The following is a 24,175-nucleotide window of genomic DNA, read 5'->3' on the forward strand; positions in this document are numbered from 1 at the left end:
TCGCCGAGGCGCCCGCTCCGCGGCGCCGTCGGCCCGTGCGACCGGTCGCCACGGAGCCCGAGCTCGACTTCCAGATGCCCCCGCTCCCCCGCGAGGAGCCGCGTCCGCGTCGTCGCCGCTGAGTGACGTGTCGCGCGCCCCGATCCGGTGTCCCGGGTCGGGGCGCGGTGCGTTCCGGGGCGGGCGGGGCGCCTGTCCGCCGTGCGGGGGCCGGGCGGGGCGGGCGGCTGCGGGTCGTCGGTGTCTCAGGCCGGATGCGCCGCGAAGAAGGCGAGCAGTGCGGCTGCGGTCGCCGCGGGGCGGTCCGTGTTGGGGGAGTGGTCCGCGCCGGGGACGGCGGTGCGGCGGGCGGAGAGGCGGGCGGCCATCGCGTCGAGCCAGGGGACGGGCCAGGTGTCGTCGGTCTCGCCGGACAGGACGTGCAGCGGAAGGCCGACCGCGGCGAGTGCGTCGACGAGGTCGGGCTCGGTGCGCAGCTGGTGCCCGGTGGCGATGAGCTGGCGGGGGTCGTTGCGGAGCCAGCGCGCGCGGAGTGCGGCGGAGTCGGTCTCGGTGTCCTCCGGGGTGCCCGTGGCCTGGATCGCCTCCCAGACCGCGTCCATCGGCATCGCGGCGAGCGCGTCCTGCAGGAGCTTGACACGGTCCTGCTGGTCGGGGGAGATCTCCGCGGGACCGGAGGACATCAGGGTCAGGGTGCGGAACGGGGCCGGGTCGGTGAGGACCGCCGCGCGCGAGATCTGGCCGCCGAGGGAGTGCCCCACGAGGTGCAGCGGGGTGTCGAGCGCGGCGGCCTGGGCGAGCAGGTCGGCCGCCAACTCGGCACGGCTGTAGGCGAGTTCGCCGGATCCCCAGGGGCTCTCGTACTGGCCCCGGCCGTCGACCGCCACCGCGCGGTAGCCCGCCTCGGCGAGCGGCGGCAGGAGGCTGATGAAGTCCTCCTTGCTCCCGGTGTATCCGGGGACGAGCAGCACGGTGCCGCGCGGCCCCGCCCCCGTGTCGAGCGCGGCGAACTCCCCCCGCGCGGTCGGCAGGACCCGGCTCGAGACTCCGGACGGCGGCGAGAAGGTGGCGGGACGACTCATACCGGCAGGCTAGTGCGTGGGCCTTCAGTACTGGCTGTGCAGGTGGTCCCAGAAGCCGTCGCGCAGGGCGCGGCGGAGGTCGTGGTGGCCGCGCAGGGAGTGGTGCAGGAGGCCCTCGGCCTCGACGAGGAGCTCCTGGTCGGTGGCCGGCGGCAGGTAGGGGTGGCCGGGCAGCAGCTCGTGCAGGGAGTCGCGGCCGCGGGCGGAGAGCCAGGTCGCGGCGACCTGCGCGCCGACGAAGCGGACGTCCTCGCGGGTCGGCCGGGGCGCGTCCCCGGCCTCCTGGGCGAGGACCGCGCGGCGGGTGACGTACGGCCGGCAGAAGTCGAGTTCGAGGGTGCGCCGGCTGTCGACCTCCCAGAGCAGCGGCTCGGCCTGGTTGCGGCCGCCGGGGGCCTCGATCCCCCAGAGGTGGACGCGCGCCCCGTACCCCTGCGCCGCCTCGACCGCCGACACCAGGTCCTCGTCGCCGCCGACGAGCGCCGCGTCGCTGATCGCGCGGTGCCGTGCGAGCGATTCGAGGTCGCTTCGGATCAGCGAGTCGACGCCCTTCTGCTGGTTGTTCGCGTTCAGGTTGCCGAGGCGGACCTTGACGTCGGGGAGTTCGGCGATGGACTGCTGCTCCGCGGTGTGGATGCGGCGGCGGGCCCCGTCGTACCAGTAGACGCGCAGCAGGCGGCTGTCGGCGAAGAGCGTGCGCGCCTTGTCGATGAGCGCCTCGATCAGCCCCTCGGCGTCGAGGTCGAAGGCGCGCCGGTCCTCCGTGCCGGCGACGAGGCGGCCGGCGGCGGCGTAGACGTAACCGGCGTCGACGAAGATGGCGTGCGTCGACGGGGTCCTCGCCACCTCGGCGAGCACCCGCTCCAGGAGGGCGTTGGTGCGCTCCAGGCGGGCGCCGATCGTGAGGTCTGCCTCTTCTTCGTCCATACGTGCCCCATTGTCCGGGTCACGGGGCACCCGGTACAACCAGGGGTACAGGCGGGGCGGACAGTTCCTTAGGACCGTGAAACTTTTCCTTAGCGTAGGGAATGAATTCCTCGGGAGCCCCGTTGTACGAGTGCGGAGCAGGGGGGCGGGCAAGCCCCGCTCATCCACACTTCTCGACCCGGAAACGGGTCCGTCACATCAGCTCTCCACGCTTGGCAGGTGGAGGACCAGACGAAGGGAGAAGCCATGCGCTTCGAAATCATGCGTCTCGACGACGTCGACGGCACCGCCCTCGACACGACGGTCGTCGACGCCGCCTCCGTCAACCGGATCGTCCAGCAGGCGGCCGCGATCGGCCAGCGCCTCTACATACGCCCGACCGACGACGCGGCCTCGTAACCGGCCGCGAACCGTACGCAGGAGCCCCCCGGCAGTGAGGCCGGGGGGCTCCGGTGCGTCCGGGACCGGGTCAGGCGCCCTGGACCACCTGCGTGACGCCGTTGATGATCTGCTGGACGGCGATCGCGGAGAGCATCATCCCGGCGAGTCGGGTCACCAGGACCACTCCGCCGTCCTTGATGACCCTGATGATGACGAGCGAGTACCGCATCGTCAGCCACAGCACGACGTGGATCGCGGCGATCGCCGCCCACACCGACACCTGGTCGCCCGCGCTGTCCGCGTGCTGCACGGCGAGGATGACGGAGACGATCGCGCCGGGGCCGGCGAGCAGCGGCATGCCGAGCGGGACGAGCGCGACGTTGACGTCCTTCGTCTGCTTCGGCTCGTCGGTCTTGCCGGTGAGCAGGTCGAGCGCGATCAGCAGCAGGAGTAGCCCGCCGGCGATCATCAGCGCGGGGACGGAGACGTGCAGGTAGTCGAGGATCTGCTGGCCGATCAGGCCGAACAGCGCGATCACCCCGAAGGCGACGCAGACGGCCTGGAACGCCATCCGGCGCTGCACCTTGGCCGGGCGGCCGGCGGTGAGCGCGAGGAAGATCGGGGTGACCCCGGGCGGGTCCATGATCACGAACAGGGTGAGGAACAGGGAGCCGAAGACGGCGGCGTCGAACACGGGGGTGCCTTGCGTGAGAAACGTGCGTGGGGGGGGTGCGGCGTCGGGCGGGCGCGGGTCAGGCGCGCGCGACCCGCTGTCCGCCGGCGCCGGGGACCGGGAACGCGCCGGTCGCGCGGCGGGTGATCTCGGCGTAGACCTCGGGGTCGGTGGTGTACGCGCCGAGCGCGACGGTCTTGCGGCTGCCGTGGTAGTCGCTGGAGCCGGTGGCGAGCAGCCCGAGGTCCGCGGCGAGCGCGCGCATCCGGGCACGGGCCGCGGGGTCGTGGTCCATGTGGTCGGCCTCGACGCCGTCGAGGCCCGCCGCGGCGAGCTCGGCGATCACGGACTCCGGGACCGTGCGGCCGCGCTTGGACGCGGCGGGGTGGGCGAACACGGTGACGCCGCCGGCCGCCTTCACCAGGCGGATCGCCTCGAAGGGGTCGAGCTCGTGCTTCGGGGCGTACGCGCGGCCGCGGTCGCCCAGCCAGGCGGGCGCGAAGGCGTCGGAGACGGTCTCGACGACCCCGAGCTCGACGAGGGCGGTGGCGATGTGCGGTCGGCCGACGGAGCCGTCGCCGGCTATCCGGGCCACCTGCTCCCAGGTGATCGGGACGCCGATCTCCCGCAGCTTCGCCACCATCGTCCGCGCGCGCGGCACGCGGTCGTCGCGGACGAGTTCGCGCTCGCGCAGGAGGTTCGGCTCGTCGGGGTCGAAGAGGTAGGCGAGCATGTGCAGGCCGACGCCCTGGTGGCGGCAGGAGAGTTCGGCGCCGGTGACCAGGGTCAGGCCGTCGGACAGCGCCGCCGCGGCCTCCGCGTGGCCGCGGGTGGTGTCGTGGTCCGTCAGGGCGACGACGTCGAGCCCCGCGCGGGCGGCGTTGCGGACGAGCTCGGCGGGGGTGTCCGTGCCGTCGGAGGCGGTGGAGTGGGCGTGCAGGTCGATGCGCACGTCGGCTCCGTTCGTCTCCGGGGGTGGGGGCGCTCCAGGGTAACCCGTGGCGTGCGTGCTCCCGGCGCGTCTCAGCCGCCCTCCGGGCGCAGGGACGACGGGGGCACGTCCGGAACGCCGCCGGGTGAGGTCAGCAGGCTCGGGGACAGCGCCCCGCAGGGCAGGAGGTCGACCTCGGCGCCAGCGTCGCGGAGGTCGGTGAGGACGAGTTCGTCGTACATGAGGAGGCCGGACTGCTCGGGCCAGACGATCGCCCAGAGCCACAGGCCCCGCGCCTCGCCGGCGAAGACCGCGCGGTCGGCGGGGGTGCCGGTGACGTGCCACAGGGGCGTCGGACGCCCGGCGGCCAGCACCTTGGCGTGCGGGGGTCTGTCGACGGTTAGGTGCTCGCCGGGGTCGGGCCCGCGCAGGCCCGCGTACCGCGCGCCGAGGCCGACGCCGAGTTCCTCGGCGACGAGGACCATCTCGCCGAGCCCGCCGAGGGGTCCGGGGCCCGAGCAGGCGACGGCGGTCGCGCGCCCGCCGCTGCGGTCGTCGCCCGCGCAGGCCACGCCGGTGAACAGCCAGCCCACCGGCAGCGGCCACGGCATCCACACCGGCACCCGCGCCCGGTGCACGACGACGCCGAGCGCCTCGACGCTCGGCGGCACGACCGGCTGCAGCGGATGCACGACGCCGTCCACGTCACAGCTCCACGCGTCGGCGAAGAGACCGGGCGCCCTGACCCGGCCTCCGCACTTCGGGCAACTGGGTTCGCCCCTCATAGCGCCCCACGGTCCTCCCCGCCCCGCCCGGCGTCAAGGACGATCACGTGTCCGAAAAGGGGAGTTCGTCAGTCCAGCTTCGCCCCGCCCCGCAGCGGGTCGCGCAGATCCGTGCCCTGGGCCAGCCACCGCTCCTGCAGCGCGCCGCCCCCGTGGACCCGCTTCCACGCGGCCTCGTTGGGGGTCATCGGCAGCAGCGGCAGGAACCGCACGGGGTCCATCGGCGGATCGAGCTCCAGGTCCTCGACGAGCCCGCCGCCCTCGGCGACCAGGACGGACGAGAACGGCGCCCCGGTCCACAGCGGGTCGCCGACGTCCAGCGACGCGCCCGGGGCGACCACGACGCCCTCGACCTGCGGCGACGCGGCCAGGACGGCGAGCGGCCTGAGCACCGCGTCGGTCGCGGCGCGCCCGGGGCGCACGGACAGGACCAGCTCCGCGCGGGGCCCCTTGACGGGGTCGGCGAGCACGGCCGTCGGGTCGGTCATGGGCTGGGCCGACATGCCGAGCGTGGCGTACCGCACGAGGCCCGGGTCGGCGCGGTCGAGGAAGCGCAGCACCTCGATCCGGTCGGTGCCGAGGAAGGTGACGGCGGCGCGCCCGTCGGGTTCGCCGAGCGCCGAGCGGAGCCGCGCTTCGACAAGGGCGAGTACGTCTGACATGGGGGCGAGCATAGGCGGCCGACCCGAGCGGGGCGGCGCAGGCGTGCGCGTAAGGGAAGGGCAAAGACGCGCTGCGCGTGTCGACGCGGCTGCTAGTCTGGGCCGCTGGTTCCGGGCAGCACGACAGGGACGTTCCGCGCGACCGAGGTCGCGCATCCGCCGAACCCCCTGCGCCCCGGACCGACAGGACATCCCCCACGGGGGACCGGCCGGAGGAGGTGGGACTGCGATGGATCGAAGTCGACCGGGTAGTACCACCCGCTCTTCCGCCTGACGTCCCACCCGACGTCCGAGGGCCTGCATACCCGTCTCCCCGGCGGGCAAACGCAGATGTGCCCCGGCATGCGGCGCGACCGGAAGAGCACGTTCCCTCTGATCCGAGTCACCAGCGAAGGCCCACGCCGCGACGCGGCGGTGATGCCCGCTTTGCGGACGTGTGCAGGTCCCGTCACGTCCCCGTTCCGGGCAGTGCCACCCGTCGCCGGCCGCCTTCACCCGAAGGAGCCCGCCATGTCGATGATCCGTGACCTGCGTGCCGTCGTGCGCCCCTCCCTCCGCAAGGGCGCGCCGACCTACGAGAACTACGCCGCCACCCGCGACCCCTCGGCGAGCACCGCCGTGGTCGACTGCGCCGTCTACCGCGAGGGCCGGCGGGTGGCGTGCGAGCCGCCCCTGACGCCCCGTCAGGCCATCCACCGCGTCCGCGAGGACGGCGGCTTCGCCTGGATCGGCATGCACGAGCCGACGGAGGAGGAGTTCGCGGGCGTGGCCGCCGAGTTCGGCCTCCACCCGCTGGCCGTCGAGGACGCCGTCCACGCCCACCAGCGGCCGAAGCTGGAGCGGTACGACGACACGCTGTTCACCGTCTTCAAGACGATCCACTACGTCGAGCACGCCGAACTCACCGCGACCAGCGAGGTGGTGGAGACCGGCGAGGTGATGTGCTTCACCGGCCGGGACTTCCTCATCACGGTCCGGCACGGCGGCCAGGGCTCGCTGCGGGCGCTGCGCAACCGGCTCCAGGACGACCCCGAGCTGCTCGCGAAGGGGCCGAGCGCGGTCCTGCACGCGGTCGCCGACCACGTCGTCGACGGGTACATCGCGGTCGCCGACGCGGTCCAGGACGACATCGACGAGGTCGAGATCGACGTCTTCTCCGCGCCCGGCAAGGGCGCCTCGCGCGGTGCGGACGCGGGCCGGATCTATCAACTGAAGCGCGAGGTACTGGAGTTCAAGCGTGCCGTCTCGCCGCTGCTGCGGCCCATGCAGCTGCTCAGCGAGCGGCCGATGCGGCTGGTCGACCCCGACATCCAGAAGTACTTCCGGGACGTCGCCGACCACCTCGCCCGCGTCCAGGAGCAGGTCATCGGCTTCGACGAGCTGCTGAACTCGATCCTCCAGGCCAACCTGGCCCAGGCCCAGGTCGCCCAGAACGAGGACATGCGCAAGATCACCTCCTGGGCCGCGATCGTCGCCGTCCCCACGATGATCTGCGGGGTCTACGGCATGAACTTCGAGCACATGCCCGAGACGCAGTGGACCTACGGCTACCCGATGGTCCTCGGCGTGACGGTCGCGATCTGCCTCTCCATCCACCGCATGCTGAAGCGCAACGGTTGGCTCTAGGGCCTCGGACAGGCGCCCGGGACCGGCCGCAGCTGCGCCGAGCGATCGGCCGGGGCCGCGGCGGCCTGCACTCCGTGCGCGGAGCGATGCCGGGCGGGCGGCGGCGGAGCGACGGGTGCGGGGCGCCGGCTCGTGGCCGGGCCGAACGGCGTCAGCTGTCGCGCTTCCTGCGGCGGAAGAGGAGGCGGGGCAGCGCGTCCGGGACGGGTCGGCGGGTCGTCGCCTCCGTCGGGAGCGGCGGTGCGGCGAGGGAGCCCTCCGGGGGGCGGGTGTCCGCCGAGACGGGGTCCAGGCGCAGGACCCGGCACTCGCGGGCCCAGCGGTCGGTCATCGTCTCGGCGTCGGGGGCGTTGAGGCGCTTGCCCTTCAGTTCGGCGACGGCCGTCTCCCAGGCCTCGCCGTGCGGCTCCAGTGCGGTGACCCGGGCCGTCCAGGCGAGGAGCCGGCCGCCCTTGTCCTTGCTGCGGACGGTCACCACCGCGGTGGCCCCGTCCCCGAGACCCGCGGGCAGCGGCTGCTCGCCGGGGCCGTCGCCGAGCAGGTGGGCGGCGCCGTCGACCCAGACGTGCCACAGCGCGCGGGTCTCCGGGGCGGCGCCCGGTCCGCTCACCCAGACGAGGCCGGACTTCTTGGTGGCCTCCTCGACGAGGGCGGTCTCCGACAGGTGTGGCTCAGCAGTCATGGCGGCAGCTTAGGACAGCGCCGCCCGGGCCCCCGGGCCGCTTCAGTCCTTGCCGGTCGGCAGCTGCTTGCCGTAGTCGAGGGTCTCGTCCTCGGCCGGCGGTTCCAGGCGCAGCGGCTCGCCCCAGTCGGCGAGGCCGATCGTGCCGGCGTCGCCGCCGCGCTCGACCCGCAGCGGGAACGGCGTCCCCTCCAGGGCCACGTCGAAGGAGCCGCCGGCGCCCTTGTCGCCGCTCACCTCTATCGTCCGCACCCCGTCGACCTTCGTGCGCTCGCCCTTCGCCTTCGTGCCGTGCAGGGTGAGCAGGCCGTCGAGGAGCGTCTCGCGCTCGGTGAAGAAGCGCAGCCGCTTGTACGCCGGATCGCCCTCGGGGACCCGCACGTACTTGTCCTCCAGCTTCCCCGCCGCCGCCTCGTCGGTCTCGCTCGGCTTGTCGTCCGACGCCCAGAACTCCGCGTCGGCCTTCAGGAAGAGGTCCTCGCCGACCCGCAGCAGCTCGTACGTGGCCCCCGGGGTCGTCACCCGGCCCCGCCCGCCCTCGTCGCTGAGCTGCATGGCCAGGCGGTAGGTGCGCCCCTGGCTGACCACCGCACCGGTGAGCCGGACGGAGTCGGCCCGGCCGGCCGCGGCGAGGGCCTTCTTCTCGATCTGCGCGGCGGTGAGCCGGCCGACGCCGTTGGTGCCCTGGTCCGGGTCCTCCTCGGCGCCGCAGCCCACGAGCGCCGCGCCGAGCGCCGCGCACACCACGCCGAGCACCGCGGCCCGGCCGGTACGGCCACGGGGGGATGCAGTCACAGGTGCCGCTGCCTCTCGTCGTCGGGCGGTGGTCGGCCCGCCGCACGTCCGCCGGTCCGTCGCCGAAGGGAGGCCGTCCCGTCGGCAGACGGCAGCGTACCCGCCGCGCCCGGCGGCGTCCGTGCCGGACCGTACGGACGCACCGCTTGGGCGGCCGGGACGGCGGCGGGCTACGGTTGATCCTGTTCATGACCACCGGACGACACGACGAGGGAGGCGCACCGCATGGCGTCGAGCGCTCCCCGGGCCCGGATCTTCGTCTCGCACCTGGCCGGGCTGGCCGTCTTCGACCCCAACGGGGACGAGGTGGGCCGGGTCCGCGACCTGGTGGCGATGCTCCGGATCGGCGGCCGCCCCCCGCTGCTGATCGGCCTGGTCGTGGAGGTGACGACGCGGCGGCGGGTGTTCCTGCCGATCACCCGGGTCACCGGCATCGAGACCGGGCAGGTCATCACCGGCGGCGCGGTCAACCTGCGCCGCTTCGAGCAGCGGCCCACCGAGCGGCTGATGCTGGGCGAACTGCTCGACCGGCGGGTGGACCTCGTGGAGGACGGCGAGCAGGTCACCGTCCTCGACATCGCCGTCCGGCAGCTGCCCGCCCGCCGCGAGTGGGAGATCGACAAGGTCTTCGTCCGGCGCGGCAGGAGCGGCCCGCTGCGGCGCAACAAGGGCGAGACGCTGACCGTCCCCTGGTCCGCCGTCACCGGCTTCACCCTCAACGAGGAGGGCCAGGGCGCCGAGAGCCTGCTCGCCACGTTCGAGACGCTGCGCCCCGCCGACCTCGCCAACGTCCTGCACCACCTGCCGGCCAAGCGCCGCTCCGAGGTCGCCGCCGCCCTCGACGACGACCGGCTCGCCGACGTCCTGGAGGAGCTGCCCGAGGACGACCAGATCGAGATCCTCGGCAAGCTGAAGGAGGAGCGCGCCGCCGACGTCCTGGAGGCGATGGACCCCGACGACGCCGCCGACCTGCTCGCCGAGCTCCCCGAGGAGGAGAAGGAGCGGCTGCTCACCCTCATGCAGCCCGACGACGCGGCCGACATGCGGCGGCTGATGGCGTACGAGGAGCACACCGCGGGCGGTCTGATGACCACCGAGCCGATCGTGCTCCGCCCCGACGCCACCGTCGCCGACGCGCTCGCCCGGGTGCGCAACCCCGACCTCTCCCCCGCCCTCGCCGCGCAGGTCTACGTCTGCCGGCCGCCGGACGAGACGCCGACCGGCAGGTACCTGGGGACGATCCACTTCCAGCGGCTGCTGCGCGACCCGCCGTTCACCCTGGTCGGCTCGATCGTCGACACCGACCTGCGCCCGCTCGCCCCGACCACCCCGCTGCCGCAGCTGACCAGCTACTTCGCCACGTACGACATGGTCGCCGCGCCGGTCGTCGACGAGAGCGGGTCGCTGCTCGGCGCGGTCACCGTCGACGACGTGCTCGACCACCTGCTGCCGGAGGACTGGCGGGAGACGGAGTTCCACGAGGAGCCGGGCGCGGAGGCGGGCCATGGCCGGTAAGCGGTTCGACCAGCCGCGCGTGGAGCGGCGCAGGCTGCTGCCGGAGTACGACCCTGAGGCGTTCGGGCGGCTCTCGGAGCGGGTGGCGCGGTTCCTGGGCACCGGGCGGTTCATCGTCTGGATGTCGCTGTTCATCGTGGTGTGGGTGCTGTGGAACACGCTCGCCCCCGACCACCTGCGCTTCGACCCGTTCCCGTTCATCTTCCTGACCCTGATGCTGTCCCTGCAGGCCTCCTACGCGGCCCCGCTGATCCTGCTCGCGCAGAACCGGCAGGACGACCGGGACCGGGTCAACCTGGAGCAGGACCGCAAGCAGAACGAGCGCTCCATCGCGGACACCGAGTACCTGACCCGCGAGATCGCCGCGCTGCGGCTCGGGCTCGGCGAGGTCGCCACCCGCGACTGGATCCGCTCCGAGCTCCAGGACCTGGTCAAGGAGATCGCCGCCGAACAGGGGGAGATCCGCACGCCGTTCCCCCTGGAGCAGGTCCGCCGGCGTGACGAAGGCGACCGCTGACGGCCTTTCCCGGACACAAGCCCCGCGCCGTACTATCGAGGCATGGTTACGGAAGACGCGGTGCTGGAAGCACTGGCGACGGTGAACGACCCCGAGATCAACCGCCCCATCACCGAGCTCGGGATGGTCAAATCGGTCGGGATCGAGGCGGACGGGTCGGTCGCGGTCGCGGTGTACCTCACCGTGTCGGGCTGCCCGATGCGCGAGACGATCACGTCCAACGTGCGGGCGGCGGTCGAGCGCGTCGAGGGCGTCACGGCCGTCTCCGTCGAGCTCGACGTGATGAGCGACGAGCAGCGCAAGGAGCTGGCCGGCGCGCTGCGCGGCGGCACCGCCGAGCGCGAGGTCCCCTTCGCCCAGCCCGGCTCCCTCACCCGCGTCTACGCGGTGGCGTCCGGCAAGGGCGGCGTCGGCAAGTCCTCGGTGACGGTCAACCTGGCCGCGGCGATGGCGGCCGACGGCCTGAAGGTCGGCGTCGTCGACGCGGACATCTACGGGCACAGCGTGCCGCGGATGCTCGGCGCCGACGGCAAGCCCACCCAGGTCGAGAACATGATCATGCCGCCGTCGGCGAACGGCGTGAAGGTCATCTCCATCGGCATGTTCACCCCGGGCAACGCGCCGGTCGTCTGGCGCGGCCCGATGCTGCACCGCGCCCTCCAGCAGTTCCTCGCGGACGTCTTCTGGGGCGACCTCGACGTGCTGCTCCTCGACCTCCCCCCGGGCACCGGCGACATCGCGATCTCCGTCGCGCAGCTCGTCCCGAACGCGGAGATCCTGGTCGTCACCACCCCGCAGCAGGCGGCCGCGGAGGTCGCCGAGCGGGCCGGCTCGATCGCGGTGCAGACCCACCAGAAGATCGTCGGCGTGGTCGAGAACATGGCGGGCATGCCCTGCCCGCACTGCGACGAGATCGTCGACGTGTTCGGCACCGGCGGCGGCCAGCGGGTCGCGGACGGGCTGACGAAGACGGTCGGCGCGACCGTCCCGGTCCTCGGCAGCATCCCGATCGACGTGCGGCTGCGCGAGGGCGGCGACGACGGCCGCCCGGTCGTGCTGTCGAACCCCGACTCCCCCGCCGGCGCGGCGCTGCGGGCCATCGCGGGCAAGCTCGGCGGGCGGGCGCGCGGGCTGTCGGGCATGTCGCTTGGCATCACGCCGCGCAACAAGTTCTGAGCGAGCCCCCGCCGGGGGCCACAGGTAAGGGGCGGTGTCCAGGGACACCGCCCCTTACGCGTGCCCGTCGGTCAGGCGTACGTCCCCAGGTCCTTGATCTCCGCGAAGCCGAGGCCGTACGGGCTCATGCCCCGGCCGTACGCGCCCAGGTGGACGCCGCCCGCCGCGGAGCCGGCGAGGACCCAGCCGTACTCCGTCTCGCGGTGGTGGAAGGGGGTGGGCATGCCGTCGACGGGCAGCGAGAGGACCGACCACTCCTCGCCCTGGAGGTCGTCGGCGAGCAGCCAGGCGGCCTCGGTCTGCTGCTCCAGCCAGTCGCCGCGCAGGCTGTGGTCGAGCGAGGCGGGCCACGTGATGTTCAGCAGCCCCACGCCGGCCAGCCAGGCCGCGGACGACACCGAGGTGGCCTCCAGGACGCCCGTCCCGTCGGCGCTGCGGCGCACCGGGTGGGCGGCGACCGTCACCACGGCCACGAAGCGCTCCCGGTCCGTGCCGTGGTCGGCGGCGGTCCGGATCGTCGGCTCGTCGCCGTGGGCGATGCTGCCGTGCTGGACGGTGCCGTCCGCGGCGGCGCCGACCTGCATCAGGTGGCGGGGGCCCGTGAACGCCTCGTCCAGGCCGTACCAGGGGAAGGTGGCCGTCAAGTAGCTGTCAACCGCACGCACAGTGGTCTCCATAGAACGGGAGAATAACCACACCGGCGGGCCGCGGGGGGAAAGCAAGCGGGGAACAGGAGTGCCGGGTTCCGGCGGGGGTCCGGCGCGTCAGGTGGCGTCGGCGTCGTACGGCGGGCGGCCGTCGCTCTCGGGGGCCTTGCGCAGGTCGGCCTTGGGGGTGGCGGCGGGCTCCGGCTCGCGGCCGTTGACCGCGTCGGCGACGTCGTTCATCTCCTTGCGGAGGTCGAAGCTGTCGCGGATCTCCTTCAGCCCGTACTCGTCGCCGCCGCCCGCGAGCTGCTTGCGGACGAACGCCTTGGGGTTGAGGTCCTCGAACTCGAAGTCCTTGAACTCCGGCCCCAGCTCGCTGCGGATGTCCTCCTTGGCGCTGTCGGAGAACTCCCGGATCTTGCGGATGGTCCGCGAGACGTCCTGGATCAGCTTGGGCAGCTTGTCGGGCCCGAACACGAGCACGGCGAGGACCGCGAGCGTCACCAGCTCCAGGGGGCCTATGTCGTTGAACACCTTGCAGCTCCTCGCGAGGTCCGCGGTCCCGGGGCGGCGGGTAGGGACACGCCCCACGTTACCGGGCGACGCGGCCGGACCGGTACCGCGCGGGGGACTGTGCCGGTGCGATATGGAGCACGGTGACCGGTTCGCCCCGGCCGGCCGTCAACCACTGCTCGCCGAGCCCAGGGTCAGGGTGAGCGTGCGCTCCGCGCCGCCGCGCCGCACGGTCAGTTCGAGCCGGTCGCCGGGGCGGTGGGAGCGGATCCTGACGATCAGCTCCTCGCCGCTGTGGACGCGGGCGCCGCCGACCGCGGTGATGACGTCCCGCGCCCGTACGCCCGCCCGGTCGCCGGGCCCGCCGGGGCGGACGGCCGGGCCGCCGGAGTTGTCCTCGGCGGCGACCCTGGCCCCGTCGCCGGTGTACTGCATGTCGAGGGTCACCTCGATCACCGGGTGGGTGGCCCGGCCGGTGTTGATCAGCTCCTCGGCGACGCGCCTGCCCTGGTTGATCGGGATGGCGAAGCCGAGGCCGATCGATCCGGCCTGGCCGCCGATCGCCGTGCCCTCGCCGGCCGAGCGGATCGCGCTGTTGATGCCGACGACCCGGCCGCGCGCGTCGACCAGCGGGCCGCCGGAGTTGCCGGGGTTGATCGGCGCGTCGGTCTGGAGGGCGTCGACGTAGGCGACGTCGCTGCCGTCGCCCTTGTCGCCGCCGGCCGTGATGGGCCGCTCCTTGGCGCTGATGATCCCGGACGTCACCGTGTTGGGGAGGTCGAAGGGGGCGCCGATGGCGACCACGGGGTCGCCGACGCGGACGTCGTCGGAGTTGCCGAGCGGGAGCGGGCGCAGTCCGCCGACGCCCTCGACCCGGACGACGGCGAGGTCGTACCCGGCGTCGCGGCCGACCAGTTCGGCGCGGGCGCTCTCGCCGCCGCTGAAGGTGACGGTGACCGTGCCGTCGGGGGCCGCGGGTTCCACGACGTGGTTGTTGGTGAGGATGTGGCCCTGCCGGTCGAGCACGAAGCCGGTGCCGGTGCCCTGCTCGTTTGCGCCCTCCACGTGCAGCGTGACCACGCTCGGCAGCGCGCTCGCGGCGATCCCCGCGACGCTGTCCGGAGCGCGGTCCGCGTCCTCCGCGGCGACCTGCGGCAGCACGACGTCCCCGACGCCGTTCCGCTCGACGTACGCCCCCACTCCGCCGCCGACCAGCCCGGCGACGAGGGCGAGCGCCAGGGCGCCCAGCAGGGTGCCGACGCGACCGCGCCGCCGGGGGTGGGGGGCGTCGGCCTGGTGGTAGGTCGCGCGCGGGGCCGCCCAGGGGTCGTACTGCCCCCAGGGGGCGGGTCCGGCTTCGGCGGCGGGGTGCGCGCCGGGCGGGGGGCCGGGCTCCGTGGGGAGGGACGGGCCGTTCCGGTCCGCGCCCGCCGCCGTACCCGCCGCCGCGCCGGGCGACGGGTCACCGGCCGCGGGGGCCGTGGGGCCGGCGGCCGGGGGCCTGTCAACCGGGGGTCCGTCGACCGGCGCGGCATCGTACGCCTCGCGCGGCGAGGACGCGTCAGCCGGCCGGTGCTGGCGTGGGGGGCGGCTCCACCAGCTCCGCTCCGGTGGGCCCTCCCCCATCAGCGGGGGAGCTCCTTGCCGAGGATGTCCTGCGGAGGTGCGGCCTGCAGCAGGGGCGAGACGGCCGGGACGGCCGTGGCGCCGGGCAGGAGGGGGGCCGCCGCCACCGGGGCGGCCGAGACGAGCGAACGCGGCGCGGAGCCGCGGCGCTCGGCCACGTTGTCGGAGTAGGACTGCGCTCCGCCCCGCCGCCCCTGGGGGGCGAGCGCCGCACCCGACGCGGGTGCGCGCAGCGGAGTGACGCTGTTGCCCGGCGCGCCCGTGCCGCGGTTGCCGGTGTCCGCCGCGCCGCCGACCGGCACCGCTCCGCCGAGCGCGATCGCCGCGACGGAGACCGCACCGGCCGCACCCCAGGCGAACCGGCGGCCCCGCGAGGCCGACCCCGACGGGCGTCCGGGCTCGTGTATCGGGAACGCGCTCTCGCCCGCGCCGCCCGGGATCACCGAGGAGTGCGCCCCGCCCGGCAGGTAGTGGAAGCCCGGCTCACCGCCCACGTCGAAGACCCCGCTGCCGAAGCCCGGTCTTCTCGGGGGGTCGAGCGGCCCCGGGCCGTCCCCGCCGGGGAGGCCCTGGAGCCGCGCGAGCAGCCCCTCGGAGGGCAGGGGCGTGGGGTCCGCCCCGAACATGCTCTTCAGCCGGCGCTGCGCGTCGGCCTCCGCCTTGCAGCGCGGACAGGTGGCGAGGTGGGCGAGGACCCGCTCCCGGGCGTCGTGCTCCAGCTCGCCGTCGACGAGCGCGGCGAGGCGGTCTCCCAGGTGCTGTTCGGCGGACGTCTCGGGCTCGCTGGAATGGTCCGGGGCCGGGCCCCGGAAGGCTGCGGCGTTCACGCCGTCCCTACCTCCCCGGTGGCCGGTCCGCCCCAGATCCCCGCGAAGGAGCGCTCGGCGCGCGCCTCGGGCGAACGGTGCTGCAGGGCCTTGCGCAGGTGCGAGCGGCCCCGGTGGATGCGGCTGCGGACCGTGCCGAGCTTGACGCCGAGCGTGGCGGCGATCTCCTCGTAGCTCAGCCCCTCGATGTCGCAGAGGACGACGGCCGCGCGGAACTCCGGGGCCAGGGTGTCGAGCGCCTGCTGGACGTCCGCGTCGAAGTGGGAGTCCTGGAAGGTCTGCTGGGGGCCGGGCTCGCGGCTGGGCAGCCGCTCGGCCGCGTCCTCGCCGAGCGCGTCGAAGCGGATGCGCTGCTTGCGGCGGACCATGTCCAGGAACAGGTTGGTCGTGATGCGGTGCAGCCAGCCCTCGAAGGTGCCGGGCGTGTACGTGGACAGCGAGCGGAAGACGCGGACGAAGACCTCCTGCGTGAGGTCCTCCGCGTCGTGCTGGTTGCCGGTGAGCCGGTAGGCGAGGCGGTAGACGCGGGTGCTGTGCGTGCTGACGATCTCCTCCCAGGTGGGAGGGGTCCACGCCTGCGAATCCGCGTCGGTGGCGAAGGTCGCGGTCTGAGCGGGCTCGGCGGAGGTGGAGCGGTCAGCGGTGTCGGTCACGGATTTCGGCTCGCCCGACGACCTGAAAAGGCGCCGGAGCGCTCCTCCCCGATCACCGGCCGCAGCCGCACCTCCCCTGTCGGCTCTGGTGATGGTGTCCAGTGGAGCCCCTACCATAGCCACCTCGCCCGTTAGCTCCGGATAAGCAGTGTTGCGTGAATTTGGTACGACCCGCTGCGCGCGTTCCATGTGATCGACCGTCCCTCCCCGTCTCCTCATAACGCCCGGTCCCATCAGCGGGTTCCCGGGCCACCGGATAAAGTCACGCGAGCGCGTTACGTGGACCGTCGGTCCTATAGGGGACAGGAGAGGGCCATTACCGCCAATCGGCAGACGAGCTGGGCGTTCGCCGACGCGTTCGTCGCCGAGGACGACGCGTTGCACTGGGCCCGCGACCGGGCGCGGGAGGCCGGGCTGCGCACGGTCTCGCCCGGGGCGGGGGCCGCGCTGAGTCTGCTGGCCGCGTCGCTGGACGCGAAGTCCGTGGCGGAGATCGGGACGGGGACGGGGGTCTCCGGGATCCACCTGCTGCGCGGGATGCGGCCCGACGGTGTCCTCACCACGGTCGACCCGGAGCCGGAGCGGCAGCAGTTCGCGCGGCAGGCGTTCCGGGCGGCGGGGTTCACCGCGAACCGGGCCCGGTTCATCCCCGGGCGCGCCCTCGACGTGCTGCCGAGGTTGGCGGACGGGGGGTACGACCTCGTGCTCTGCGACGGGGACCGGTCGGAGTGCATGGAGTACCTGGGCGAATCGTTGCGCCTGCTGCGGCCGGGGGGGCTGGTGTGCTTCGCCGGCGTCTTCGCCGACGGGCGGACCGTCGACTCGCATCCGCAGCCGGCGGAGGTCCTGCGGCTGCGGGAGCTGTTGCGGACGGTACGGGAGAGTCCGGACCTGGTGCCGTCGCTCCTCCCCATGGGGGACGGGCTCCTCTGCGCGGTGCGGCGCGGCTAGCCTCGGCGGCGGCAGGTTTCGCGGCTCCGCCGCAGGTACCGGGCTCCGCCCGGCGGCCTCAAGCGCCGGCCGGGCTGGATTTTTTTGCCGGCTCGCGCCGGTTCCTTCAGCTCGCGCCGGTTCCTTCAGCTCGCGCTGGTTCGTTCCGCAGCGCTGACGAGCTTGCCGCTCGGCGGCGGTGCGGGCCGCCCGCCGCAGTCGCCCCCGGGGGGGGCACGCCAACGCCCCGGTGCCTGACCTCTGCACCGGGGCGGGCGGAATGCTGTGAAAGGGCGCGTTGCGCTCAGCCGACGACCTTCTTCAGGGCGTCACCCAGTGCGTCGGCCTCGTCGGGCGTCAGTTCGACGACCAGTCGACCGCCGCCTTCGAGCGGCACGCGCATGACGATGCCCCGCCCCTCCTTGGTCACCTCGAGCGGGCCGTCGCCCGTCCGCGGCTTCATGGCCGCCATGCTCGTTCCCCTTTCCGAAACCGCTCATCGCAGCCGACGACCCAGGTGTCACCGGCATCGAACACATCTCTTCCAAGCCATTATCCCGCATGGCAGGACCCGATGACCAACATCGGTCGGCATCGCTTGGGCAACGCGCGCCCGCAAAACCACTCAATTCGGCGATGTGACTGCGATACTGCGCCGCCTTCGGCACTCCTCCGCCGCCGAATTGTTAGACGCAGGTCACATGCCGCGCCGCGGCGATCTCCGTCATGCTGGCCGGAGCCGAGGACTCGACGAGCCGCACGAGGAGACACGACCCATGGCCGACAGCGTTCTGTACGAGGTGACCGACGGTCTGGCGACGATCACGCTGAACCGCCCCGAGGCGATGAACGCGATGAACGTCGAGGCGAAGACGGCGCTGCGGGACGCCGTGCGGGAGGCGGGGGCGGACCCGGCGGTGCGGGCGGTGCTGCTGACGGCGGCCGGGGACCGGGCGTTCTGCGTGGGGCAGGACCTGAAGGAGCACATCGGACTCCTCACGGCGGGCCACGCCGGCGAGGGCCAGGTCATGAGCACCGTGAGGGAGCACTACAACCCGATCGTGCGGGCGCTGACCGAGATGCCGAAGCCGGTCGTCGCCGGGGTCAACGGCGTGGCCGCGGGCGCGGGACTCGGCTTCGCGCTCGCCGCGGACTTCCGGGTGGTCGCGGACACGGCGAAGTTCACCACCTCGTTCGCGGGTGTCGCGCTGTCGGCGGACTCCGGCGTGTCCTGGACGCTGCCGCGGGTCGTCGGCCCGGGCCGCGCCGCGGACCTGCTGCTCTTCCCGCGGACGATCGACGCCCGGGAGGCGTACGACCTCGGCATCGCGAGCCGGCTGGTGCCGTCGGCGGAGCTGGCGGTGGAGGCGGCGAAGGTGGCGCGGACGCTCGCCGAGGGCCCGACCCTCGCCTACGCGGCGATCAAGGAGTCGCTCGCGCACGGCACCGCGCACTCCCTGTCGGAGACCCTCGACAAGGAGGACGAACTCCAGGCCCGGGCGGGCGCGTCGGAGGACCACCGGATCGCGGTGAGCGCCTTCGTGAACAAGGAGCGCCCGACGTTCCTCGGACGCTGAGGGCCCTACCGGCTCAGCGGCCGCCGCCGCGCGCCACGCAGTCGGCGAGGTGGTCGTCGACGAGCCCGCACGCCTGCATGAGCGCGTACGCCGTCGTCGGCCCGACGAACCGCAGGCCGCGCTTCTTCAGCGTCTTCGCCAGCGCGGTGGACTCGTCGGTGACGGCGGGGACGTCGTCGAGCGTGCGGGGCGCGGGCCGGCCGGCGGGGTCGGGGGCGTGCGACCAGATCAGCTCGTCGAGCTCGCCCGGCGACCAGGTGGCGAGCGCGCGGGCGTTGGCGAGGGTCGCGGCGATCTTCGCGCGGTTGCGGATGATGCCGGGGTCGCCGAGCAGGCGTTCGGCGTCCGCCTCGGTGAACTCGGCGACCGCCGCGATCCTGAAGTCGGCGAAGGCGGCGCGGAACCCGGGGCGGCGGCGCAGGATCGTCAGCCAGGACAGGCCGGACTGGAACGCCTCCAGGGACAGCCGCTCGAACAGGGCGTCGTCGCCGTGGACCGGGCGGCCCCACTCGGTGTCGTGGTACGCGACGTAGTCGTCGGTGGCGAGCGCCCAGGGGCAGCGGACGGGTGCGGTCGTCACGGGCGGTCCTCGGGAGCGGGGGCGGGGGCCGACGCGGAGTCCTCGACGGGGGCGGTGTCCTGGACGGCCGCCGGGGCGGGCCCGGTGGGCTGGGGGCCGCCGAAGAGGCCGGGGCCGCCGACCGTGACCGCGCGGGCGCCGGCCAGCGCGGTCTCCAGCTCGGCGATCCGCGCGTCCCGCTCGGCCAGTTCGGCGCCGAGCCGGCCGAGCACCTCGTCCACGTCCGTCATCCGGTAGCCGCGCAGGGTCATCGGCAGCCGCACCGACTCCACGTCCGCCGCGGCGAGCGGGCGGTCCGCGGGCAGCGGGTCGGTGAGCCGCTCGGGGGCCACCTCCGGGAGCACGGCCTCGTCGTTGTCGGCCGCCCCGACGACGGCGAGCGTCACGGCCGCGACGACCACGACCAGCGCGAGCAGAAAGCAGATGAACATGAGCACGAGCGACTCCCCGGGTCGTGCGGCAGGGACGAAACGGTCCAGGCGACGATCGTGCCACGTCGCACCGACAACTAGGGTCGGTGACGGCCGCCGTACGGGGCCCGAGAAGGAGGACGCAGGGCAATGCTGAGGCTGGGACGGCGCGAGTTCGCCGACGACGAGCCGGTGATCATGGCGATCGTGAACCGGACCCCCGACTCGTTCTACGACCGGGGCGCGACGTTCCGCGACGAGCCCGCGCTCGCCCGCGTCGAGCAGGCGGTCGCCGAGGGCGCGGGGATCATCGACATCGGCGGGGTCAAGGCGGGGCCCGGCGAGGAGGTGTCGGCGCAGGAGGAGGCCCGGCGCACGGTCGGCTTCGTCGGGGAGGTGCGGCGGCGGTTCCCCGACGTCGTGATCAGCGTCGACACCTGGCGGCACGAGGTCGGGGAGGCGGTCTGCGAGGCGGGGGCGGATCTGCTGAACGACGCGTGGGGCGGGGTCGACCCGCGGCTCGCGGAGGTGGCGGCGAAGCACGGGGCGGGGCTGGTGTGCACGCACACGGGCGGCGCGCAGCCGCGGACCCGCCCGCACCGGGTGGCCTACGAGGACGTCATGGCGGACATCCTGCGGACGACGGTCGAGCTGGCCGAGCGGGCCGTCTCGCTCGGGGTCCGGCGGGACGGGGTGCTCATCGATCCGGGGCACGACTTCGGGAAGAACACGCGGCACTCGCTGGAGGCGACCCGGAGGCTGCCGGAGATGGTCTCGACGGGGTGGCCGGTGCTGGTGTCCCTCTCCAACAAGGACTTCGTCGGCGAGACGCTGGACCGGGGGGTCACCGAGCGGGTCGTGGGGACGCTGGCGACGACGGCGGTCTCGGCGTGGCTCGGGGCGCGGGTGTACCGGGTGCACGAGGTCGCCGAGACCCGTCAGGTCCTGGACATGGTGGCGTCGATCGCCGGGCGCCGCGAGCCCGCGGTCGCCCGGCGCGGACTGGCCTGAGGGCCGGTCCCTGGGGTCAGACCCCGACCTCCTTCGTCACCAGCGTGATCGCCTCGTCGACGTCGTCCGTCACGTGGAACAGGAGCAGGTCCTTCTCGCCCGCCTTGCCCTGGGCGATGACCGTGTCGCGCAGCCAGTCGACCAGGCCGCTCCAGTAGGACGTGCCGAACAGGACGATGGGGAACTGGGTGACCTTGCGGGTCTGGACGAGGGTGAGGGCCTCGAAGAGCTCGTCCAGGGTGCCGAGGCCGCCGGGGAGGACGACGAAGCCCTGGGCGTACTTGACGAACATGGTCTTGCGGACGAAGAAGTAGCGGAAGTTGACGCCGATGTCGACGTAGGGGTTGAGCCCCTGTTCGAAGGGGAGCTCGATGCCGAGGCCGACGGAGGTGCCGTCCGCCTCGACCGCGCCCTTGTTCGCGGCCTCCATCGCGCCGGGGCCGCCGCCGGTGATGACGGCGAAGCCGGCCTCGGCCAGTGCGCGGCCGATGGCGACGCCGGAGGCGTACTCCGGGGAGTCGGCGGGGGTGCGCGCGGAGCCGAAGACGCTGATGGCGGGCGGGAGTTCGGCGAGGGTGCCGAAGCCCTCGATGAACTCCGACTGGATGCGCAGGACCCGCCAGGGGTCGGTGTGCACCCACTCGGAGGGGCCGCCTCCGGAGTCGAGCAGGCGCTGGTCGGTGGTGCTGGAGCGGACCTGGTCGCGGCGCCGGACGACCGGGCCCGTGCGCTCCTCCTTGCGGGGCTGCGCGCCCTCGGGACTGCTCATGTGTGTGCTCCCTCCGCTGTGGATCCGTCATCCAGAGTAGGTCTACGCGGGTTACCCGCGTGGGAGCACCGCATGTCGGTCAGGTGCCGGATCGTTCCGTGAGCCACGCGGCGAGGCGGGTCTCGGCGTCGAGGATCTTCGCCGTCTCGACCCGTTCGTCCCGCTTGTGGGCGAGGAGCGGGTCGCCTGGGCCGTAGTTCACCGCGGGGACGCCGAGCGCGCTGAAGCGGGAGACGTCGGTCCAGCCGAACTTGGGGCGGGCCTCGCCGCCGACCGCGGCCATGAAGGCGGCCGCGGCGGGGTGCGAGAGGCCGGGCAGCGCGCCGCCGGTGTGGTCGTCGATCACGAACTCGGTGACGCCGCAGTCCGAGAAGTGGTCGCGGACGAACTGCTCGGCCTCGGCCATGGAGCGGTCGGGGGCGTAGCGGAAGTTGACGGTGACGGTGCAGGCGTCGGGCAGCACGTTGGTGGCAACGCCGCCCTCGATGCCGACCGCGTTGAGGCCCTCGTGGTACTCCAGGCCGTCGATGACCGGCCTGCGCGGCTCGTAGGCGGCGAGCCGCGCGAGGATCGGCGCGGCGGCATGGATGGCGTTCGAGCCCATCCAGGCGCGCGCGGAGTGCGCGCGCTCGCCGGAGGTGCGCAGGTGGACGCGCAGGGTGCCCTGGCAGCCGCCCTCGACCTGGCCGTCGGACGGCTCCAGGAGGATCGCGAAGTCGCCCTCCAGCCAGTCCGGGTGCGCCTCGGCGACGTGGCCGAGGCCGTTGAGGTGGGCGGCGACCTCCTCGTTGTCGTAGAAGACGAACGTCAGGTCGCGGTTGGGCTCGGGGACCGTGGCGGCGATGCGGAGCTGGACGGCGACGCCGGCCTTCATGTCGCAGGTGCCGCAGCCCCACAGGACGCCGTCGTCGTCGAGCCGGGAGGGGACGTTGTCCGCGATCGGGACCGTGTCCAGGTGGCCGGCGAGGACCACGCGCTCGGACCGGCCGAGGTCCGTGCGGGCGACGACGTTGTTGCCGTGCCGGTCGACCCTCAGGTGGGGCAGGGCGCGCAGGGCGGCCTCGACCGCGTCGGCGAGCGGCTTCTCCTCGCCGCTGACGCTGGGCAGGTCGACGAGCCGGGCGGTCAGCGCGGCGGCGTCCAGGGTGAGGTCGAGCGCGGTGTCGGTCATGGTCCGAGCTTAGGTCGTGCCCAGGTACCGTGTGGGCGTGCCTGAGCCCACCCCTTCCCGCAGGCGCGGCCGGCTCCTCCGCTACGGGGCCGCCGTGCTGGTGCTGCTGTGCCTCGCGGCCTATCTGGCGGTCCAGCAGCTCAACCGACCGGAGTCCACGCGCTGCGTCGTCGTCTCGGGCGACGGCGACGGCCCGGGTGCGGACGGTTCCGGCTCGCGGTACGAGCTGACGCCGGAGATGGCCGGCAACGCGGCGACGATCGCGGCGGTCGGCACGAGCGAGGGGCTGCCGGAGCGGGCCGTGACGATCGCGATCGCGACGGCGATGCAGGAGTCGGGGCTGCGGAACATCGACTACGGCGACCGGGACTCGGTCGGCCTCTTCCAGCAGCGGCCGTCCAAGGGGTGGGGCACGGTCGAGCAGATCATGGACCCGGCGTACTCGGCGCGGAAGTTCTACGACGGGTTGAGGACGATCCCCGGGTACTCGCGGCTGCCGCTGACGGTCGCGGCGCAGAAGGTGCAGCGGTCGGGGTTCCCGCAGGCGTACGCCAAGCACGAGCCCGACGCGACGCTGCTGGCCGCGGCGTTCACGGGGCGGGCGGACGGGGTCCTGTCGTGCAGGGGGCTGCGCGACCGGCGGGCCGGCAGCGCGGAAACGGTCTGGAACGGCGTGCAGCGGGATTTCGGGGCGGCGGCGTCCGACGGGCGCGCGAAGGGGCGGACGTTGACCCTGCCGGTCGGGCGGGCGCTGTCCGACGGGGCCGCCCCCACCGACCGGCGCGGCTGGGAACTCGCCCACTGGGCGGTCGCCCAGGCCCAGTCGATGGGCATCGAGCGGGTGACCTACGGCGGCCGCGAGTGGTCCGGCGCGGGCTGGTCCGCCGCGCGGGGGGTCTCGTCCAGGGACGAAGTCCGCATCACCGTGACCCGCTGACGGCGGGGTTGTTCCCCACCCCGCCCCTTCCCGAATCCCTCACGCCGGGCGGCTCTGCGCCTCCGGCGCGTACCGGGCTCCGCCCGGCGGCCTCGAACGCCGACCGGGCTGACGTTTCTGGGCCACCGCTCGCCGGTAGGGCTGGCGTCGGGGCCACCCCCGCTGTGCCCAGCGCAGCGACGTTCACGCCCGGGCGTGGGGCGATTATGCGACGCATTGCGAAGTCTTTACCCGGCGGGGCCGCAACCAATCACCGCCTCAAGGGGGTTGGGCAGCGCGTCCGGACGGCGGCCCGGAGAGATGCGGGGCGCCACCGTAAACGCAGAAGGAGCACCATGTCCCTCCCCCTGACCCGTCGGATCGCCCGTGTCGCCCTGCTCGTGGCGGCGGGAGCCGCGCCGGTGGTGGGTGCGGCCGGGTCCGCGCAGGCCGCCGCCCCCGATCTCGGTGGGCTGACCGCGCTGGACGGCGCGGCCGTGGACGGCGCGGCGCAGCAGGCGACGCGGGTGGCCGGCGACACCGGCGGCACGGCGGTGAAGACGGCGGTGCCGATGGCCGGTAAGGCGGTCGGGGCCGGCGCGCGCACGGCGACGCCGGTGGCGCAGGAGGCCGCGGGCGACCTGGCCGGGAGCACGGCGGACGTGCTCGGCAAGACCGCCGGTGACGCGACCAAGGGCGGCGGGCTGCCGACGCAGAGCCTCGGCGGCCTGCCCGTCGAGGGCCTGCCGATCGGCTGACCCGCCCGCCGCACGCGAAGGGGCCCGGGAAGCGC

General features: G+C 74.0%; 28 protein-coding genes. 10 read left to right on the plus strand and 18 right to left on the minus strand.

Annotated features, from left to right (window positions below):
- Nucleotides 1–245 precede the first annotated feature (245 nt).
- Entirely contained in the window at nucleotides 246–1,082 is an 837-nt protein-coding gene (locus tag ACFWEG_RS20055) for an alpha/beta fold hydrolase (RefSeq protein ID WP_387216879.1), read from the minus strand.
- Nucleotides 1,083–1,106: 24 nt separating this feature from the next.
- Complete coding sequence (locus ACFWEG_RS20060) at nucleotides 1,107–2,009, minus strand: NYN domain-containing protein (protein ID WP_387216881.1); 903 nt, start codon at nucleotides 2,007–2,009, stop codon at nucleotides 1,107–1,109.
- A gap of 246 nt (nucleotides 2,010–2,255) precedes the next feature.
- Between ACFWEG_RS20060 and ACFWEG_RS20065 the strand changes: the two genes are divergently transcribed.
- The gene (locus ACFWEG_RS20065; RefSeq protein WP_387216883.1) at nucleotides 2,256–2,408 is read left to right on the plus strand and encodes a hypothetical protein; all 153 of its coding nucleotides are present in this window, start codon (nucleotides 2,256–2,258) and stop codon (nucleotides 2,406–2,408) included.
- Nucleotides 2,409–2,478: 70 nt separating this feature from the next.
- Here the strand turns inward: ACFWEG_RS20065 and ACFWEG_RS20070 are convergent, their stop codons facing one another.
- The 4 genes from ACFWEG_RS20070 to ACFWEG_RS20085 form a co-directional block, all read right to left on the minus strand.
- Nucleotides 2,479–3,084: a MarC family protein gene (locus ACFWEG_RS20070; RefSeq protein ID WP_387216884.1), complete on the minus strand. Its 606-nt coding sequence runs from the start codon at nucleotides 3,082–3,084 to the stop codon at nucleotides 2,479–2,481.
- A 58-nt stretch (nucleotides 3,085–3,142) separates the two neighbouring features.
- Complete coding sequence (locus ACFWEG_RS20075) at nucleotides 3,143–4,015, minus strand: PHP domain-containing protein (protein WP_387216886.1); 873 nt, start codon at nucleotides 4,013–4,015, stop codon at nucleotides 3,143–3,145.
- A gap of 71 nt (nucleotides 4,016–4,086) precedes the next feature.
- Nucleotides 4,087–4,779, minus strand: a complete 693-nt coding sequence (locus ACFWEG_RS20080; RefSeq protein WP_387216888.1) for a DUF6758 family protein — start codon at nucleotides 4,777–4,779, stop codon at nucleotides 4,087–4,089.
- Between the two features lie 68 nt (nucleotides 4,780–4,847).
- Nucleotides 4,848–5,441: a suppressor of fused domain protein gene (locus tag ACFWEG_RS20085; protein WP_387216890.1), complete on the minus strand. Its 594-nt coding sequence runs from the start codon at nucleotides 5,439–5,441 to the stop codon at nucleotides 4,848–4,850.
- 510 nt (nucleotides 5,442–5,951) lie between these two features.
- Here ACFWEG_RS20085 and ACFWEG_RS20090 point away from each other — a divergent pair.
- The gene (locus tag ACFWEG_RS20090; RefSeq protein ID WP_387216892.1) at nucleotides 5,952–7,067 is read left to right on the plus strand and encodes a magnesium and cobalt transport protein CorA; all 1,116 of its coding nucleotides are present in this window, start codon (nucleotides 5,952–5,954) and stop codon (nucleotides 7,065–7,067) included.
- A 151-nt stretch (nucleotides 7,068–7,218) separates the two neighbouring features.
- Here ACFWEG_RS20090 and ACFWEG_RS20095 read toward each other — a convergent pair whose 3' ends face one another.
- Nucleotides 7,219–7,749, minus strand: coding sequence for a hypothetical protein (locus ACFWEG_RS20095; RefSeq protein WP_387216894.1), 531 nt, complete (start codon nucleotides 7,747–7,749; stop codon nucleotides 7,219–7,221).
- Nucleotides 7,750–7,791: 42 nt separating this feature from the next.
- The gene (locus ACFWEG_RS20100) at nucleotides 7,792–8,544 is read right to left on the minus strand and encodes a hypothetical protein (protein ID WP_387216896.1); all 753 of its coding nucleotides are present in this window, start codon (nucleotides 8,542–8,544) and stop codon (nucleotides 7,792–7,794) included.
- Between the two features lie 225 nt (nucleotides 8,545–8,769).
- Between ACFWEG_RS20100 and ACFWEG_RS20105 the strand changes: the two genes are divergently transcribed.
- From ACFWEG_RS20105 to ACFWEG_RS20115, 3 genes are read left to right on the plus strand one after another with little or no spacing between them, the layout of a single operon-like run.
- Entirely contained in the window at nucleotides 8,770–10,059 is a 1,290-nt protein-coding gene (locus ACFWEG_RS20105; RefSeq protein ID WP_387216899.1) for a magnesium transporter MgtE N-terminal domain-containing protein, read from the plus strand.
- Nucleotides 10,049–10,576 carry a DUF1003 domain-containing protein gene (locus ACFWEG_RS20110; protein ID WP_387216901.1) on the plus strand — a complete coding sequence of 176 codons (528 nt, stop codon included), beginning with the start codon at nucleotides 10,049–10,051 and terminating at the stop codon, nucleotides 10,574–10,576. Before ACFWEG_RS20105 ends, ACFWEG_RS20110 begins: the two co-directional genes overlap by 11 nt.
- Nucleotides 10,577–10,618: 42 nt before the next feature.
- Entirely contained in the window at nucleotides 10,619–11,752 is a 1,134-nt protein-coding gene (locus tag ACFWEG_RS20115; protein WP_387216903.1) for an Mrp/NBP35 family ATP-binding protein, read from the plus strand.
- Between the two features lie 71 nt (nucleotides 11,753–11,823).
- Here ACFWEG_RS20115 and ACFWEG_RS20120 read toward each other — a convergent pair whose 3' ends face one another.
- The 5 genes from ACFWEG_RS20120 to sigE form a co-directional block, all read right to left on the minus strand.
- Nucleotides 11,824–12,429, minus strand: a complete 606-nt coding sequence (locus ACFWEG_RS20120; protein ID WP_387216905.1) for a hypothetical protein — start codon at nucleotides 12,427–12,429, stop codon at nucleotides 11,824–11,826.
- 87 nt (nucleotides 12,430–12,516) lie between these two features.
- Nucleotides 12,517–12,933 (minus strand): sec-independent translocase, encoded by a 417-nt coding sequence (locus ACFWEG_RS20125; protein ID WP_387216907.1) that lies wholly within the window; start codon nucleotides 12,931–12,933, stop codon nucleotides 12,517–12,519.
- A 147-nt stretch (nucleotides 12,934–13,080) separates the two neighbouring features.
- A complete protein-coding gene (locus ACFWEG_RS20130) occupies nucleotides 13,081–14,538 on the minus strand; it encodes a S1C family serine protease (protein WP_387216909.1) in 1,458 nt (485 codons plus the stop codon).
- The gene (locus ACFWEG_RS20135; protein WP_387216911.1) at nucleotides 14,538–15,365 is read right to left on the minus strand and encodes an anti-sigma factor family protein; all 828 of its coding nucleotides are present in this window, start codon (nucleotides 15,363–15,365) and stop codon (nucleotides 14,538–14,540) included. Before ACFWEG_RS20135 ends, ACFWEG_RS20130 begins: the two co-directional genes overlap by 1 nt.
- Nucleotides 15,362–16,135, minus strand: coding sequence for an RNA polymerase sigma factor SigE (sigE, locus tag ACFWEG_RS20140; RefSeq protein WP_387216913.1), 774 nt, complete (start codon nucleotides 16,133–16,135; stop codon nucleotides 15,362–15,364). The genes ACFWEG_RS20135 and sigE overlap by 4 nt, the downstream gene beginning before the upstream one ends.
- Nucleotides 16,136–16,297: 162 nt before the next feature.
- Between sigE and ACFWEG_RS20145 the strand changes: the two genes are divergently transcribed.
- A complete protein-coding gene (locus tag ACFWEG_RS20145) occupies nucleotides 16,298–16,969 on the plus strand; it encodes an O-methyltransferase (RefSeq protein ID WP_387216915.1) in 672 nt (223 codons plus the stop codon).
- Between the two features lie 283 nt (nucleotides 16,970–17,252).
- On the opposite strand, the gene ACFWEG_RS20150 is transcribed toward ACFWEG_RS20145, so the two are convergent.
- Nucleotides 17,253–17,420 (minus strand): DUF3117 domain-containing protein, encoded by a 168-nt coding sequence (locus ACFWEG_RS20150; protein WP_003966491.1) that lies wholly within the window; start codon nucleotides 17,418–17,420, stop codon nucleotides 17,253–17,255.
- 304 nt (nucleotides 17,421–17,724) lie between these two features.
- On the opposite strand from ACFWEG_RS20150, the gene ACFWEG_RS20155 reads away from it, so the two are divergent.
- A complete protein-coding gene (locus ACFWEG_RS20155) occupies nucleotides 17,725–18,525 on the plus strand; it encodes an enoyl-CoA hydratase/isomerase family protein (protein ID WP_387216917.1) in 801 nt (266 codons plus the stop codon).
- Between the two features lie 13 nt (nucleotides 18,526–18,538).
- Here the strand turns inward: ACFWEG_RS20155 and ACFWEG_RS20160 are convergent, their stop codons facing one another.
- Both ACFWEG_RS20160 and ACFWEG_RS20165 read right to left on the minus strand, forming a co-directional pair.
- On the minus strand, nucleotides 18,539–19,105 hold the full coding sequence (locus ACFWEG_RS20160) for a DNA-3-methyladenine glycosylase I (RefSeq protein WP_387216919.1): 567 nt from the start codon (nucleotides 19,103–19,105) through the stop codon (nucleotides 18,539–18,541).
- Nucleotides 19,102–19,536 carry a DivIVA domain-containing protein gene (locus ACFWEG_RS20165; RefSeq protein WP_387216921.1) on the minus strand — a complete coding sequence of 145 codons (435 nt, stop codon included), beginning with the start codon at nucleotides 19,534–19,536 and terminating at the stop codon, nucleotides 19,102–19,104. Before ACFWEG_RS20165 ends, ACFWEG_RS20160 begins: the two co-directional genes overlap by 4 nt.
- A gap of 129 nt (nucleotides 19,537–19,665) precedes the next feature.
- Between ACFWEG_RS20165 and folP the strand changes: the two genes are divergently transcribed.
- Entirely contained in the window at nucleotides 19,666–20,526 is an 861-nt protein-coding gene (gene folP / locus ACFWEG_RS20170; RefSeq protein WP_387216923.1) for a dihydropteroate synthase, read from the plus strand.
- A gap of 16 nt (nucleotides 20,527–20,542) precedes the next feature.
- On the opposite strand, the gene ACFWEG_RS20175 is transcribed toward folP, so the two are convergent.
- Both ACFWEG_RS20175 and dapE read right to left on the minus strand, forming a co-directional pair.
- Entirely contained in the window at nucleotides 20,543–21,295 is a 753-nt protein-coding gene (locus ACFWEG_RS20175) for a TIGR00730 family Rossman fold protein (RefSeq protein ID WP_387216925.1), read from the minus strand.
- 79 nt (nucleotides 21,296–21,374) lie between these two features.
- The gene (gene dapE, locus ACFWEG_RS20180; protein ID WP_387216927.1) at nucleotides 21,375–22,466 is read right to left on the minus strand and encodes a succinyl-diaminopimelate desuccinylase; all 1,092 of its coding nucleotides are present in this window, start codon (nucleotides 22,464–22,466) and stop codon (nucleotides 21,375–21,377) included.
- A 37-nt stretch (nucleotides 22,467–22,503) separates the two neighbouring features.
- Here dapE and ACFWEG_RS20185 point away from each other — a divergent pair, with 37 nt between their 5' ends.
- Both ACFWEG_RS20185 and ACFWEG_RS20190 read left to right on the plus strand, forming a co-directional pair.
- Nucleotides 22,504–23,403, plus strand: coding sequence for a hypothetical protein (locus ACFWEG_RS20185; RefSeq protein ID WP_387216929.1), 900 nt, complete (start codon nucleotides 22,504–22,506; stop codon nucleotides 23,401–23,403).
- Nucleotides 23,404–23,738: 335 nt separating this feature from the next.
- Nucleotides 23,739–24,140 carry an ATP-binding protein gene (locus ACFWEG_RS20190; protein ID WP_387216931.1) on the plus strand — a complete coding sequence of 134 codons (402 nt, stop codon included), beginning with the start codon at nucleotides 23,739–23,741 and terminating at the stop codon, nucleotides 24,138–24,140.
- Nucleotides 24,141–24,175: the final 35 nt, after the last annotated feature.

Origin of the sequence: Streptomyces sp. NPDC060194 (assembly GCF_042728285.1) — a bacterium.
GTDB lineage: Bacteria > Actinomycetota > Actinomycetes > Streptomycetales > Streptomycetaceae > Streptomyces.